This is a genomic window from Rhizobium tropici CIAT 899, assembly GCF_000330885.1.
Classification (GTDB): domain Bacteria; phylum Pseudomonadota; class Alphaproteobacteria; order Rhizobiales; family Rhizobiaceae; genus Rhizobium; species Rhizobium tropici.
This window is the reverse complement of the sequence record NC_020062.1, coordinates 514,560-527,707: the sequence shown is the minus strand read 5'-3', so window position 1 is coordinate 527,707 and position 13,148 is coordinate 514,560. Positions and strand designations below refer to the sequence as shown.

The 13,148-nt window shown below is 59.4% G+C and carries 12 protein-coding genes; 3 read left to right on the top strand and 9 right to left on the bottom strand.

The window, feature by feature from the left end:
* Positions 1 to 110: 110 nt before the first annotated feature.
* Both paaX and RTCIAT899_RS24515 read right to left on the bottom strand, forming a co-directional pair.
* Positions 111 to 1,001 carry a phenylacetic acid degradation operon negative regulatory protein PaaX gene (gene paaX, locus RTCIAT899_RS24520; protein ID WP_015342505.1) on the bottom strand — a complete coding sequence of 297 codons (891 nt, stop codon included), beginning with the start codon at positions 999 to 1,001 and terminating at the stop codon, positions 111 to 113.
* 94 nt (positions 1,002 to 1,095) lie between these two features.
* A complete protein-coding gene (locus RTCIAT899_RS24515) occupies positions 1,096 to 1,575 on the bottom strand; it encodes an Lrp/AsnC family transcriptional regulator (protein WP_015342504.1) in 480 nt (159 codons plus the stop codon).
* A gap of 118 nt (positions 1,576 to 1,693) precedes the next feature.
* Between RTCIAT899_RS24515 and RTCIAT899_RS24510 the strand changes: the two genes are divergently transcribed.
* Genes RTCIAT899_RS24510 through RTCIAT899_RS24500 form a run of 3 tightly spaced genes read left to right on the top strand, consistent with a single transcriptional unit; the run spans position 1,694 to position 6,199 of the window.
* Positions 1,694 to 3,772 (top strand): transketolase C-terminal domain-containing protein, encoded by a 2,079-nt coding sequence (locus RTCIAT899_RS24510; RefSeq protein WP_015342503.1) that lies wholly within the window; start codon positions 1,694 to 1,696, stop codon positions 3,770 to 3,772.
* Positions 3,773 to 3,774: 2 nt separating this feature from the next.
* The gene (locus tag RTCIAT899_RS24505; RefSeq protein ID WP_015342502.1) at positions 3,775 to 4,992 is read left to right on the top strand and encodes a dihydrolipoamide acetyltransferase family protein; all 1,218 of its coding nucleotides are present in this window, start codon (positions 3,775 to 3,777) and stop codon (positions 4,990 to 4,992) included.
* A 16-nt stretch (positions 4,993 to 5,008) separates the two neighbouring features.
* Entirely contained in the window at positions 5,009 to 6,199 is a 1,191-nt protein-coding gene (locus RTCIAT899_RS24500) for an aromatic amino acid transaminase (RefSeq protein ID WP_015342501.1), read from the top strand.
* A 118-nt stretch (positions 6,200 to 6,317) separates the two neighbouring features.
* Here RTCIAT899_RS24500 and RTCIAT899_RS24495 read toward each other — a convergent pair whose 3' ends face one another.
* From RTCIAT899_RS24495 to RTCIAT899_RS24465, 7 genes are all read right to left on the bottom strand, one after another.
* Positions 6,318 to 8,054 (bottom strand): pilus assembly protein TadG-related protein, encoded by a 1,737-nt coding sequence (locus RTCIAT899_RS24495; RefSeq protein ID WP_015342500.1) that lies wholly within the window; start codon positions 8,052 to 8,054, stop codon positions 6,318 to 6,320.
* A complete protein-coding gene (locus tag RTCIAT899_RS24490) occupies positions 8,054 to 8,476 on the bottom strand; it encodes a TadE/TadG family type IV pilus assembly protein (protein ID WP_015342499.1) in 423 nt (140 codons plus the stop codon). Before RTCIAT899_RS24490 ends, RTCIAT899_RS24495 begins: the two co-directional genes overlap by 1 nt.
* Positions 8,477 to 8,801: 325 nt before the next feature.
* The gene (locus tag RTCIAT899_RS24485) at positions 8,802 to 9,011 is read right to left on the bottom strand and encodes a hypothetical protein (protein ID WP_015342498.1); all 210 of its coding nucleotides are present in this window, start codon (positions 9,009 to 9,011) and stop codon (positions 8,802 to 8,804) included.
* A gap of 73 nt (positions 9,012 to 9,084) precedes the next feature.
* Positions 9,085 to 9,885 (bottom strand): ABC transporter permease, encoded by an 801-nt coding sequence (locus tag RTCIAT899_RS24480; RefSeq protein ID WP_015342497.1) that lies wholly within the window; start codon positions 9,883 to 9,885, stop codon positions 9,085 to 9,087.
* Positions 9,882 to 10,736: an ABC transporter permease gene (locus RTCIAT899_RS24475; RefSeq protein WP_015342496.1), complete on the bottom strand. Its 855-nt coding sequence runs from the start codon at positions 10,734 to 10,736 to the stop codon at positions 9,882 to 9,884. Before RTCIAT899_RS24475 ends, RTCIAT899_RS24480 begins: the two co-directional genes overlap by 4 nt.
* A 92-nt stretch (positions 10,737 to 10,828) precedes the next feature.
* Complete coding sequence (locus tag RTCIAT899_RS24470) at positions 10,829 to 12,001, bottom strand: ABC transporter substrate-binding protein (RefSeq protein ID WP_015342495.1); 1,173 nt, start codon at positions 11,999 to 12,001, stop codon at positions 10,829 to 10,831.
* A gap of 48 nt (positions 12,002 to 12,049) precedes the next feature.
* Positions 12,050 to 13,147, bottom strand: coding sequence for an ABC transporter ATP-binding protein (locus RTCIAT899_RS24465; RefSeq protein WP_015342494.1), 1,098 nt, complete (start codon positions 13,145 to 13,147; stop codon positions 12,050 to 12,052).
* Position 13,148 lies beyond the last annotated feature (1 nt).

Sequence of the window (13,148 nt, the reverse complement as noted above, 5' to 3'; positions counted from 1 at the left end):
GCGATATGTCACAATACAAATGAATTTTTAGAGCTTTCTGTGACATTCAATGCCGTGAAAGCAAGTGGCGAGCCGAACTTTCTTACTATGTACCTGAGCGGATTGCTCCTTCAGCGGGCCTTGAGGTGATCGAGCCGAGCCTGGCTTGCCGGCGTCATCTCTGGAAGCTTGCCCGATTCATTCACGAAACGGCGAGCGACATAGGCGTCAGCTTTTTTTGACAGACGCAAATAAAGCTCGGCAAACAGGCGCTGCGCCTCCTCGCCCGGCCAATTATCCGGCAGGGCGGACTTGGGAAGATGCGGCTCGCGCAACACGATCAGGCGATACTGATGCACAAGCAGCAGCCGGGCAATCAGGCAATCGAACGGTGATAGCGCGGCACAATTTCCGACGCGTTCGAAAAATGAACCGAACCGGGCAGTGAATTCGCGATAGGCCTCCGCGAAGCGCGGCAGGTTCCATGCCTCTTCGGCGAATTCCCGCAACGCGCCGTTTTCGCTCACCAACTGCGCATCGAAGACAACGACGCGGCCCGGCAGGGGCGGTGCGGGATGCGTTCCCACCGCGAGACGCGGGTTCAGCCTGGCAAAACCCGCCCGCTCAAGGCCCTGCATGATCTCTTCCGGCGCAGGTCCGTTGATCAGGACAAATTGCCAACGGACCGCGGGCTGCGGTCCGTAGAACAGGCTGGCGGCCTCGACGAATTCGGCTTGAGCAGCATCGGTCAGCCGATAGAAGCTGCGGCGCCCCTCTCGCTCGCCCGCAAGCTGACCGGCCGCGACCAGTCGCGACACCGCGGTTCGCACCAGCGTTTCGGTAATGCCAACGCTTTTGCACGTCTCGATGAGATTGCCGATCCAGACAACGCCGCCCCGCGGCTCGATGACGTCGCCGTAGATCGTCACGATAAAACTCGCGGCTTTTATCGGCAGGTCGATAAGGAGCGCCGCGACCGCTTCGCTCAAATCATGGCCGAGTTTGACATTATCAGCCGACACTCCAACCCTGCTCCGCATCTGCATTCGTTAGGGTCTATTAGCGTGAGATACTATCGGTATTCAAGCGAACGCAGTCAAAGCACGCGCTCCTCAGCTATCGCGACACGTTCGTCGGCAGCGCCGTGGTGTATTTCACGCATTTCAGCGAGAAGTGCGACGATGAGCTCAGCACCGCTTCATGGGTCAGGATACCCCGCATCAAAAGCCCTTCATATTCCCTGACATCGGCGACGACGGCACGGATGAGATAATCCCACTCCCCCGACATGGAGTAGCATTCCAGCACCTCGCGATAGCTGGCGATGAACTGCTCGAAATCGCGGCGGGTCGCAGGATCGTGGGTCTTCATCTTGACCTGGCAGAAGACGTTCAGCCCCTTACCAATCTTGTCGGGATCGACAAGGCGAACCGTCCGGCCCAGCACGCCGGCGCTTTCCAGCGCCTTGATCCTTCGCCAGCAGGACGCGGGCGATGCCCCGACCTTTTCTGACAGCGCCGCCTGGCTGATATCGCCCTCCTCCTGCAGCACCCGCAGAATCGCTCTGTCGACGTGATCAAGATCGAAATCTTCCATTCACAAATCCGCCATTCATGAAACAATTCTTCCAAATTCTACATCAAAAGCTGTAAAATTGAAAGGAATAGCGCTGACGTTTGAATTAAAATGGTTTGGCCGTCTGTAGGAGGATCATATGGCCCAGCTAGCCTTCAAAAGTCACGAGCGGAACTCGCCCGACGATCGCATCGACTGGCGCCGGGTTGCCTATCTCGTTCACCTCTCCCGGGCTCTCGACGAGATGGAGGAAAAGCGTCTCGTTCCGGAAAAGAAGGTTCTCTATCAGTTTTCCGCACGCGGCCACGACATGGCGCAGGTCCTCCTTGGAATGCAGCTGACGGGCCTGCACGATGCGACCTGCGGCTATTATCGCTCGCGGCCGCTCCTGCTTTCGCTCGGCGTCGATCCGGCCGATGCGCTCGGTTCGGCGATGGGCCGCGCCGGCGGCTATTCCGACGGCCGCGACATCGGTGTCGTCTTCAACTATCCAAACCATGCCGGCGCCTCGGCCTTGCCCATGTGCGGTGGCGTCGGAGCACAATACACCCCCACCGCCGGCTGGGCGCAGGCGATGAAATATTATGCCGCCACATTGGGCCGCGAAGAGTATGCGCTAGACATCGGTGTTGTGCTTGGCGGCGATGGCTCGGTTGCCTCGAATGGCTTCTGGGCTGCATTGACCGCTGCCACGACGCAGGCGCTGCCGATGCTGTTCTATATCGAGGACAATGGCTTTGGCATCTCGGTTCCCTCGACCGCACAGACCCCAGGCGGAAATATCGCGGCCAATCTCGCGAGCTGGAAAAATCTCGCAATCTTCGACGGCGACGGATGCAACCCGGCCGAAGCCGCGCATCTGGTGCAGGATGCCGTCTCGTTTGTTCGGGGCGAACGCAAGCCCGCGCTTCTCAGGCTCACGGTTCCGCGCCTCGAGGGCCACAGTTTTCAGGACACGCAGACCTACAAGAGCGAGGAAACCGTGAAGCGCGAATGGGAACGCGATCCCCTGCCGCGCCTGAAGGATTTCCTCGTTCCCGCCGTGATGACGATGCGGGAATGGGATGCCTGCGAAAGCGAAGCGCGCGATACAGCCGAAAACGCCCGTGCGCAAGCTGAAAACAGGCCGGTCGCCGCCCCCTCCTCTGTAACCCGCCATGTATTCTTCGACGGCGATATGCAGACGATGGGCGGGCAGCATCCATCCGGATATGAGCCCCCAGCGACAACGGATGTACCGGAAGCCTCCGGCCCACGCATCAACATGGTCACGGCCATTCGCAGAACACTCGAACACGAGATGTCGATCAACGAGCGCGTCGTCATGTTCGGCGAGGATATCGGCCTGAAGGGAGGGGTTCATGCCGTCACCCTCGGCATGCAGGAAAAATTCGGCAGCGAGCGCGTTTTTGATACTTCGCTATCCGAGGAGGGGATCATCGGTCGTGCTGTCGGTATGGCGCTCGCCGGGCTCGTCCCCATTCCCGAAATCCAGTTTCGGAAATATGCCGAACCGGCGACCGAACAGCTGAACGATTGCGGCACCATTCGCTGGCGTACCAACAATCGCTTCGCGGCCCCCATCGTAGTTCGCATGCCCGGCGGTTTCTTCAAATGCGGCGATCCCTGGCACAGCCAAACCAACGAAGTGGCCTTCGTCCACCAGCCGGGCTGGAAGGTTGCCGTTCCCTCCAATGCAGAGGATGCTGTCGGCCTGCTGCGCACCTCGATGCGTGGCAACGACCCGGTCATCTTCTTCGAGCATAGAGCCATGCTCGATGATGCCTGGGCGCGCCGCCCCTACCCCGGCGACGATTTCGCGCTGCCCTTCGGCAAGGCGAAGCTGACGCGGACCGGCAGCGCCATCACCATCGTCACCTGGGGTGCAATGGTGCAGCGCTGTGAGGAGGCAGCCGAGGGTATCTCCGCCGATATCCTCGATCTCCGTACACTGATGCCCTGGGATCAGGAGGCCGTGCTCGCGTCGGTCGCCAAGACGCACCGTTGCCTCATCGTCCACGAAGATCTCGAAGCTGCAGGCTTCGGCGCGGAAATTGCCGCCGTCATTGCAGACAAGGCCTTCACGGATCTCGATGCGCCGGTCTCTCGGCTCGCCATGCCTGACATTCCGAGCCCGCATAATCCCGCTCTTCTCGATTGGGCCGTGCCCACAACCGAGCGGATCGCCCGGCGCGTTGCCGAAATCCTGGAGTTTTAGGGATGACTGGTATCATTGAGATCACGGCTCCGATCGAACAGGAAGGCACGAAGGCGGTTGTCCGCAACTGGCTGAAACGGATTGGCGATCATGTGCGGGAAGGTGATGCCCTCGTCGAACTGGAAACGGACAAGGTCACCCAAGAGATAGCGGCTCCTTGCGACGGTATTCTGAGCGAAATTGCCATGTCGGATGGCGACAACGCTATGCCTGGGGCGATCCTGGGACGAATGCGTGCCGAGAGCGCAAACGGCGTTGCAGCGCAAGCGGCCGAGGCTCCGTCGCAGATACAGCCGGCCTCACCTGCCACGGCCTCCGCCGCCGCTTATTATTCACCTGCCGTTCGCAAGGCAGCCGAGGAATACGGGATCGACCCGGCCAGTCTGAAAGGCAGCGGCAGAGATGGGCGAGTCACACGCGCCGATATGGATCATGCGCTAGAAACCGCCAAGCCGCATCCATCCGCGCCGGTGTCGCAACGGGTCGAGACGGGGCAGACCCCGCCGGCGGTCGCAGCTGACGGCAAATCTCGGATCGTTCCCCATTCGGCCATGCGGCTTTCGATCGCAAGGCACATGGCTCAATCATTGGCGACGGCACCGCAGGTCACCGCGATCTTCGAGGCGGATTTCACGGCAATCATGCGCCATCGCGAAAGCAACAAGGCCCGACTGAAGGCCGAAGGCGTGAACCTATCCTATACTGCCTATTTCGTGGCGGCATCGGTTGCGGCCATGAAACTCGTCCCCGAAGTCAACAGCCAATGGCATGATGACAGTCTCGAGATCTTCGAAGATATCAATATCGGGATCAGCATCGCATTGGGCGACAAGGGCCTGGTCGCGCCGATCATTCGGCAGGCGCAGAATCTCCAGCTTGAGGCGATTGCCGCAAGGCTCCAGGATCTGACGGACCGGGCGCGATCCAATGCGCTCAAGGCCGATGATATGAAAGGCGGAACCTTCACGATCTCCAATCATGGCGTTTCCGGCTCGCTGGTCGCATCTCCCATCATCATCAACCAGCCGCAATCCGCCATCCTCGGCATCGGCAAGCTGGAGAAGCGTGTCATCGTTCGGGAGGTCGATGGGGCCGATACGATCCAGATCCGCCCGATGGCCTATGTGTCCCTGACGATTGACCATCGCTCCCTGGACGGTCACCAGACGAACGCGTGGTTGTCGGAATTCGTGCGGGTTTTGCAGGATTGGCCGCAATAGGGAAAGGGATGAGTCAATGAACAAGACAGCATTTTTCGACAGCCTTACGGAACAGAAGCCCGATCCCCTGCTTGAACTGATTGCCAAGTTCGCGGCCGACCCGAGGCCCGGAAAGATCGACCTCGGCGTTGGCGTCTATCGCGATGAAACCGGCCGCACCCCGGTCATGAAAGCCGTCAAGGCAGCCGAACATCATCTCTGGGAAACGCAGCAATCCAAATCCTATATCGGTCCGGAAGGCGATCCTGTTTTCCTTAGAACATTGGCGTCCGAAGTCTTCGGCGAGCGCCGTGGTGGCAAGCCGGTCGCGGGAATTCAGACACCGGGCGGCACCGGCGCTCTGCGCCTAGCTGCGGAACTGCTTGCTCTCGACAAGCGACGGAAAATCTGGATCGGCACGCCCACCTGGGTCAATCACCAGGCAATCTTTGCCAGCGTCGGCCTTCAGATCGCAACCTATCGCTTCTTCGACATTGAAAAGCAGACCGTTCTCGTTGACGAGATGCTGACAACCCTGCGGAACGCCGCTCCCGGCGATGCCGTGCTGCTGCAAACGAGCTGCCATAATCCGACAGGCGCCGCTTTGTCACAGCAAAACTGGCGAGATATTGCCGACATCATCGCTGCCAAGGGATTGATCCCTCTCTTCGACAATGCCTACCAAGGTCTTGGGCGTGGACGCGTTGAAGATGCGGCCGGCATGATTGATGTCATCGAAACAGTCGCCGAGGCCATGGTTGCCGTCTCCTGCTCCAAATCCTTCTCGCTCTATAGGGAGCGCACCGGCGCGGCCTATCTCTTCGGGGATCGGCAGGCATCCTTGAACAAAGCTATAGGCAATCTCGCAAGCTATGCCCGCACGAGCTATTCCATGCCGCCCGCGCACGGAGCAGCCATCGTCGCCGCAACCCTTGAGGACCCTTCACTGCACCGGACCTGGGTCGATGAACTCAGCGAAATGCGCACGCGCATCGTCGAGATCCGCCTGGCTGCTGCCGAGGCTTTTGGCCAGTTCCGCCCGGAGCTCGCCAATATCGGTTCGCAGGAAGGCATGTTCTCCCTGCTGCCGATCTCTCCGGAAAATGTTCGGCAGCTTCGCTCCGAGCATGGCATCTACATGCCGGATTCCGGTCGGATCAACGTGGCCGGGATGCGGGTCAGGGATATTGCATCCGTAGCGGAGCGCATCGGTCCCTATCTGACTTAAAGGCTGCGACAACGAGCAGTCGCCATGGGCGTTGACGGACAGCAGGAGGCCGACCTGCATGCCGGCCTCGCCGGCCTCGCAAGAAGCAAGCCGCTCCATAATGCGGTTCAAGACACTATTACTGCACCAGCACCGGCTGCGTACATCTCGCGTCGGTGACGCTTACATCAGCCTGGCCGATACCGATGCCGAGGAGACCGAGCGTGCCGTATAGAACCTGATCGAGCGGCGCGGTCACGACCGACAGCGTGTCAGCAATGGCCGAGAGCACGTCCTTCGGCGTCCCGAGCGTCAGGAAGAGCAGTTGAATGGTGATGGTGGCGTTTTTCAGAAGCGACGAGACCGTGGATGTCAGGACGCTGTTGGTAGAAACCGTCTTGATCGTGCCGGCCGAAATCTCCGGAGGCTGAAAGGTCAGTCGCGTCGGGCTCATGTTGGCGATATCGACCTGCGCGCTCGCGATCACTTTCAGAAGAAGGGAATCGATGATCGCAGCCGGCGTGACCCGCGGTTCGGAACCGAAATTTACGAAGGCAGATGTGTTGACGTCGCCCAGATCCACTTCGGCAACACCGGGTACGGCATCTATTCCGACGACGGCATTTGGCATGGAGCCGCCGACACAGGTGATCGAAGCTAGCTTGGCCTCGGCGGGGGCAAGCTCCATATAAAGGGGAACCCTGAGCTTCAGCCCGGCGATCAGCGAAAGGCCGGTAACGGCAACTTCAAGCGCTGCACGGACCTGCGGCGTTCGCACGATCGTGCCCGGTGCACCCACGGCCAGGGCCGGCGTCTGCTGGGACATTTCCCCGATCGCCAGCGTCAATTTTGCCGTGGCGACTCCGGGAAGTGCCACCCCGAGATCAAGTGCGATCTGCCTTTGCTGGTTAGCGGCCATCGCCGTGGTGGAAATGAGATCCAGCACGTTGATATTGGCAGTCATATTGGGGGATGTGCCGACAATATTGCGCCCCAGCGGACCGAGATTGACGATATCCTGCAGCTTTACGGTCAGTTTTGTGGTACCGAGCGTTTTGCCCAGATTATTGATGAGGGTGACGACCCCCGCCGAAAGATTCGTCGATTTGCCGAGGGCGCCGAGAATCTTGTCATATGTGACGTCGGTTGCCAGAAGCTCGTTATAGCTTACGCCGGTAAGCTTGAGATCCGTTGCCAACAGATTAAGAAAGCTCAATAGATTGACATTCGCACTGATGAGCGACTGATAGTCGACGACCTTCAGGGAGACCTGGGTTCCGAGCAGGGCGCCAAGCAGCTGGTTCAGAATACCGCCATTGAGGCTCGCAAGCCGCGATCCCACCGAAAAGGCGGCCAGACGCTCGCTGGACGCGGTGCCCGTCGCGCTCAAGGTCGGCGGCGTAGCAAAGGCGGAAGCGAAAGGCATCACCGCCTTCTGAGTCAGTGTCACCTTTATGGAATCATATGGCGCGGCTCCCGTCGACGAGAAGCGGTTTGCCAGCGGGACCGATGTGTCCGCCGTATAGGTGCCGAGCACGAAATTGGCCACGGTCTCATATTGCCCGGAGTTGGCCGTGGCCGCGCTGACCAGCCCGTTGCTCGTCATATAGTTGCCGCCAGAGGCGACGGCCGCCGTGGTGCCGTTGCTTTGCAGATTGTTCAAAAGTGCAGTTTGCGCATTTGTAATATTGGAAGCAGCCGATATCGCGCCAATGTCGCTCAACTGCTGCAGGCGTCGCTGCTGCAGCGTCATCATGCCATAGTCGACGCCGAGACCAAGGCAATAAAGGATCAAGGGCGAGACGAGCGCGGTCGTGATCGCGACGTTTCCTCGCTTGTCTTTAAGCGACGCAAGCCGGCCGAGAAGCTGTTTCATTACAGACCTCCCAGGCGAATGGTCGAATAGCGGCGGATGGTGGGATCCGGCATCGCGAAGGTATAGAGGTTCCAGATCGGAAGATCCGACGCGTCGTAGCTGGCGCTGACCGTAAACTGGTTGGCATTGGTTGGATCTGTGGCGACGGTCACCGTCAACTTGGTCTTGTCGATGAAAGCATCGTTGATGGTCGAATTGGTGACGAAGCTCTGAACCAGCTGGCTTCGCTCGTTTGCCGATAGCCCGGCGATTGCCGTGCGGGCGGCGTCGGCGGTCAATTGCTGCAGCGAATGAGCGGCAGTGAGATAGATGGCAAAGGCAATCAGCGTCAGAAGCAGAAGGAAAAAAAGCGGTGCGATGAGTGCGAATTCGACCGCAGCTGCTCCCTCTTTCTCCCTGTTGAAATGAGAAACACGATACATGGTCCTGTCTCCTTTGATGACCATCGCCTTGCGATGACGGTCGAGGAGAGCTTAGGCTTTGGACGTTAATTTTATATTTCTAAATAAGATATCTTCTAATATTATTACATCTTAAAGGATATTGAATATTCGACCTTATTACCGTGCACGGGCAAATGTTCGCGACGACAACCGTCAAGTATTGCCCATCCGCCAAATCGAACTTCCACGGCGCCGCACGAGGAGGGGGGGTGAAGCGAAATGCTCCCTTCCCAACGTTGCTTCTTGCCCGCACCGCACGTTCGACGGCACCAGCCTCTTCGATGCCCGGATCAACGGCAGACATCTACTTTTTCTTCGGCACAAGGTCCCAGCCGCCCTGGATGTTTCTCACGAAACGGCAGTTTCCCTTATAATAAGTGACGGCGCCCGTCCGATCCACCTTGATGGAAGTCGGCAGCGATTGTGCCGCCGCCTTCAGCCGCTCGACCATATCGAGCGCCTCCTGCCTCTTTCCCGCGCGGATCAGTGCCATCAGCTTTGACTCGTGTTTCATCCTCTGTACTCCCATTGGTGGAGGTCTAAGGGCGGGCGGAATTTGCGATTGGTCAGTCCTATTTGCATATTGATCACCCCATTCGGCGTTGCATAAGCAGCGAACGCAGAGCCACGGCCACCACGCAAACGCTGGAAAGAAGAAAGATTGCGCCCGACATCGCATAGATCGTCGGAGAAGCGCCGGAATTCATCTTGCCGAAGAGCACGACCGGCAACGTGTTCTGACGGCCGGCCAGATAGAAGGCGCGCGTGAACTCGTTGAGCGACAGCAGGAACGAAAAGATGAAGGCACTGACGAGGCCGGGCCGGATCAACGGCAGAATAATATCCCAGAACTGCCGGAAGCGACCGGCGCCGAGATCATCAGCCGCCATCAAATAGGACCGCTTGACCGCGACAAAGCTCGTCAGGATGACGATGAAGGCGAAAGGCATCGCCCATAGCAGATGGCCGGCAACGACAGTCAAAGGCGATGCCTTCACGCCGGCGCGGCTGATCACGGTCGAAAGCGCCAGCCCCTGGATGACGCCTGGGACGAACATCGGCAGCAGCACAGTCAAAAACCACAGGCTGCGCCTGCGATGAAGCTCGCGATGCGCCAGCACCGCGCCGAGCGACAGCAGCGTCGCAATGACGGCCGTCGCAAGCGCGATGACGATCGACTGGCCGAGCGCGGCGATGAGCGCGCTTTCCGAGCCGAGTGCGAGGTACCATTTCAGGGTGATGTCGGAGAAATGCGGCAGACCCGGCTGCAGCGCCGGGTTGAACGAGACACCGAGCAAATAAAGCGGCGGCGCATAGATCACGATGAGGCCGAAGATGGTCAACGTCCAGATGACAATGCGCGGGGCCATTCCTTCCCTGACGATCATTGGCCTCGCTCCTCGAATAGCGAGGAGAGGCCGAATAGGGCATCCCCGATCAGCACCAGCCCAAAGACGATAACGAGCATCAGCGTCGAAATCGCAAAGGCGAGCGGAAAATTGGCGACGCGCATGACGTCGTTGATCATCACCGAGACGATTGAAGCGCCGGCACCGCCGAGCATCTGAACCTCCGTCGAGGAGCCGGCAACCATGACGAAGACGAACAGGAAGCCTGCGAAGACGCCCGAATATGTCAGCGGCAGCAGCACGGTGCGGACCATCGTCCAGAACCCGGCGCCGAGATCGCGCGATGCCGCCAGCGCGATCGGATCGACACGGCGCATGGAGAGCAGGATGGGGAAGGTTGCGAACGGCAGGTAGGAGGCAACCAGTCCGACGATGACAGCAAAATCGCTGAACAAGAGCCAATCGAGCGGCGCATCGGTGATACCGGCCTGCTGGAGAAGCGTGTTGATGACACCGGTGCGGCCGAGCAGCAGCCGCCAGGAGAAGGAGCGAATGAGATAGGACGTGAAAAACGGGATCGTAAGCAGGGCCGCAAGCACGACAGACAGGGTGCGGCCAGCCAGGAAGTACATCGCGTAGGCGGTGGGATAGGCAATGACGAGGCAGATGGCTGACGTCAGGAACGCCTTGCCAAGCGTGGACAGGAACACGCTCCAGCGCCCGGCTTCCAGAATGGCGCCGTAAGCGGCAAGGCTGAATTCCGGCTTGATCCAGTAGGTGGCGGAATCCCAGGCACAGAAGCTCCAGACGATGACGAGAATGAGCGGCGCAAGGCCGAGCACGAGGATCGCCGCAAGCGGAGCAGCAAGCAATAGAACTAGTGTCTTCATCGTCTAACCCTCCTTCTCTCGGCGTTGATCCCATCGGCTCGGGGCCGGCCTGTCCTTCGACAGATGCGCCAGCCCCGGTCCATTGCGTTACATCATGCGTTGCGCAGCTTCTGCCACCACTCTTCGTAGAGCTGGAAGTTGTCCGGCCGGCAATTCTGCCAGTAGACCTTTCCGGAGAACTTGGCCTTCACATGGTCGGCGAGCTTGGCGACATCGTCGGCCTTGTATTCGTCCGGATGGGCCTTCGCGTAGGCGAGGTTGTTGTCGGTCGGCACGAGATAACCGCGCGCCTTGCCGAGTTCGCAGCCATAGAGACCGGCAAGCAAGCCATCGACGAACTTGTGGGCAACGTCGCCCTTGCCGCGCTCCGTGGCACCCTTGAGCAGCACCGTATTGTTGCCCCAGCCTTCGTAGCCTTCGACGGGAGCTGCATACTCCACCTGAAGTCCGCGCTTGCGGCCTTCATAGACGATCGGCTCCCAGCCGGTCATGGCGTCGACTTCCTCGTTCGCCACCAGTTGCACGCCCTGTTCCCAGCCGTTCCAGAAGGTGCGGAACTGACCATCCTTCTTGTGCTTGATCAGGAACTCCATGACGAGGCCAAGCTCGGATTCCGTCAGGTTGCCCGGCTCCTTGATCGGCTTGTTTTCGGCTTCCTTGAGGTAGATGGCCGTAAAGATGGCGCTGTTGATCCAGGCATCTTCCATCGCGACCCGGCCCTTGAGCTTCGGATCGAAGATGACGCCGTAGCTATCGACCTTGCCGAGCTTGTCGGGGCGATAGATGATGGAGTCGGCATTGACGACCGTTGGGATGCCGTACTGTTTGCCCTCATAGGTCAAGGTCGGGATATCCTTGGCCCATTGCCAGATGCCCGCGAAATTCGGGATCTTGGAGACGTCCCAAGGGGCAATCAGGCCCTGCTTGGCAAGTTCCCGTTCGGCCCCGCCTTGGAAGCCGCCGACATCAAAGAGATCGTTGGCATTGCCGGCGGCAAGACGTGCGACCACCGGACCGACATCATTGCCGTTGTCGGTGAACTCAGGCGAAACGCCGCTCTGCCGGGTAAATTCCTGCCACTTGTCGCCGATATCGAGCGTGGCGGTAGCCCAGAATGCTACCGTTGCATCATCGGCCATGGCCTGCGTGGCAGCCAATCCACCAAAGGAGAGCGCAGCCGCACCTGCGCCCATTAGTTTGAGCATGTCACGGCGCTGCATGTTGCTCCTCAAGGCGGAGGAGGCGAAATCATTGCTTTTATTCATCGTGTCATTCCCTTCCCTCATTTTTTGCTTAGTTCAGCTATTCGGGTTCTACTCATCGCCTCCAGCCAAGGCCGTTCTTCCGGAATGATCGATCAGGAGCGCAGCACCCGGCTTCAAACAAACGCGCACGCTTTCCCCCGGAGAGGGCGGAATTGCGTCCGCGCCGGTCGTTAAAACCACACGCTGGCCGTCGGCGAAAGCGAGCGTAACGTCATGGCTGAGTCCGCGATAGATGCTTTCGACAACCTTAAGTTCAATTATTTCGGCCACTTCCTCGCCAGCTGGGATAAGTTCAACCCGGTCGGGGCGGATTGCGACGAGCGCATCGGCTGGGGGCATCGCTCCGGAGAAGCTGGCACTGATGCGCTGTCCGGCAATCATAACGAGAGCCGTGCCGCCTGAAATCGAGATGCTTTCGGGCTTGAGGAGCGTATCGATGCCGACGAAACGGGCAACGAAGGCATTGGCCGGCGCCTCGAAGAAGCGCGACGGCACGTCGGTCTGCTCGATCCGCCCCTTGTGCATGACGGCCATGCGATCCGAAAGGCTGAGTGCCTCGTCCTGATTGTGGGTGACGAGAATGAAGGTCGCGCCGGTCCGTTTATGAAGCCGTCCGAACTCGTCGCGCATTTGCTGGCGCAGCCGTTCGTCCAGCCCGGTCAGAGGTTCGTCAAGCAGAAGGATACCCGGTTCCATGACGAGCGCGCGCGCCAGCGCCACGCGCTGGCGCTGGCCGCCTGAGAGAAGATTGACGTCGCGATCCGCAAAACCCGAAAGTTCGATCAGGTCCAACGCGCCGTCGACCTTCGTTTTCAAGGCAGCATCGGACAACCCGCGCAACTTCAGGCCGTAGCCGACGTTCTGAGCGACATTCATATGCGGGAAGAGCCCGAGCGACTGGAAAACGGTATTGACCGGCCGGCGATTGGCAGGAACATCAGCCATGTCCTTTCCGTCGAAAAGCACACGTCCCGATGTCGGCCTATCGAAGCCGCCGATCAACTTCAGCAAAGAGCTTTTGCCGCAACCGGACGAGCCTAGCAGCGTAAAGAACTCCCCGGCTCGGATGTCGAGCGTCACGTCGTCGACGGCACGCGTCGGCCCGTAATTTCTGACGATATGGTCGAGACCGATCGCTATCGCCATA

What these genes read in the sequence shown, in the direction of transcription:
- RTCIAT899_RS24515 (WP_015342504.1), bottom strand. Translation starts at nt 1,575, where the DNA reads ATGGAAGATTTCGATCTTGATCACGTCGACAGAGCGATTCTGCGGGTG.
- RTCIAT899_RS24510 (WP_015342503.1), top strand. Translation starts at nt 1,694, where the DNA reads ATGGCCCAGCTAGCCTTCAAAAGTCACGAGCGGAACTCGCCCGACGAT.
- RTCIAT899_RS24505 (WP_015342502.1), top strand. Translation starts at nt 3,775, where the DNA reads ATGACTGGTATCATTGAGATCACGGCTCCGATCGAACAGGAAGGCACG.
- RTCIAT899_RS24500 (WP_015342501.1), top strand. Translation starts at nt 5,009, where the DNA reads ATGAACAAGACAGCATTTTTCGACAGCCTTACGGAACAGAAGCCCGAT.
- RTCIAT899_RS24495 (WP_015342500.1), bottom strand. Translation starts at nt 8,054, where the DNA reads ATGAAACAGCTTCTCGGCCGGCTTGCGTCGCTTAAAGACAAGCGAGGA.
- RTCIAT899_RS24490 (WP_015342499.1), bottom strand. Translation starts at nt 8,476, where the DNA reads ATGTATCGTGTTTCTCATTTCAACAGGGAGAAAGAGGGAGCAGCTGCG.
- RTCIAT899_RS24485 (WP_015342498.1), bottom strand. Translation starts at nt 9,011, where the DNA reads ATGAAACACGAGTCAAAGCTGATGGCACTGATCCGCGCGGGAAAGAGG.
- RTCIAT899_RS24480 (WP_015342497.1), bottom strand. Translation starts at nt 9,885, where the DNA reads ATGATCGTCAGGGAAGGAATGGCCCCGCGCATTGTCATCTGGACGTTG.
- RTCIAT899_RS24475 (WP_015342496.1), bottom strand. Translation starts at nt 10,736, where the DNA reads ATGAAGACACTAGTTCTATTGCTTGCTGCTCCGCTTGCGGCGATCCTC.
- RTCIAT899_RS24470 (WP_015342495.1), bottom strand. Translation starts at nt 12,001, where the DNA reads ATGAATAAAAGCAATGATTTCGCCTCCTCCGCCTTGAGGAGCAACATG.
- RTCIAT899_RS24465 (WP_015342494.1), bottom strand. Translation starts at nt 13,147, where the DNA reads ATGGCGATAGCGATCGGTCTCGACCATATCGTCAGAAATTACGGGCCG.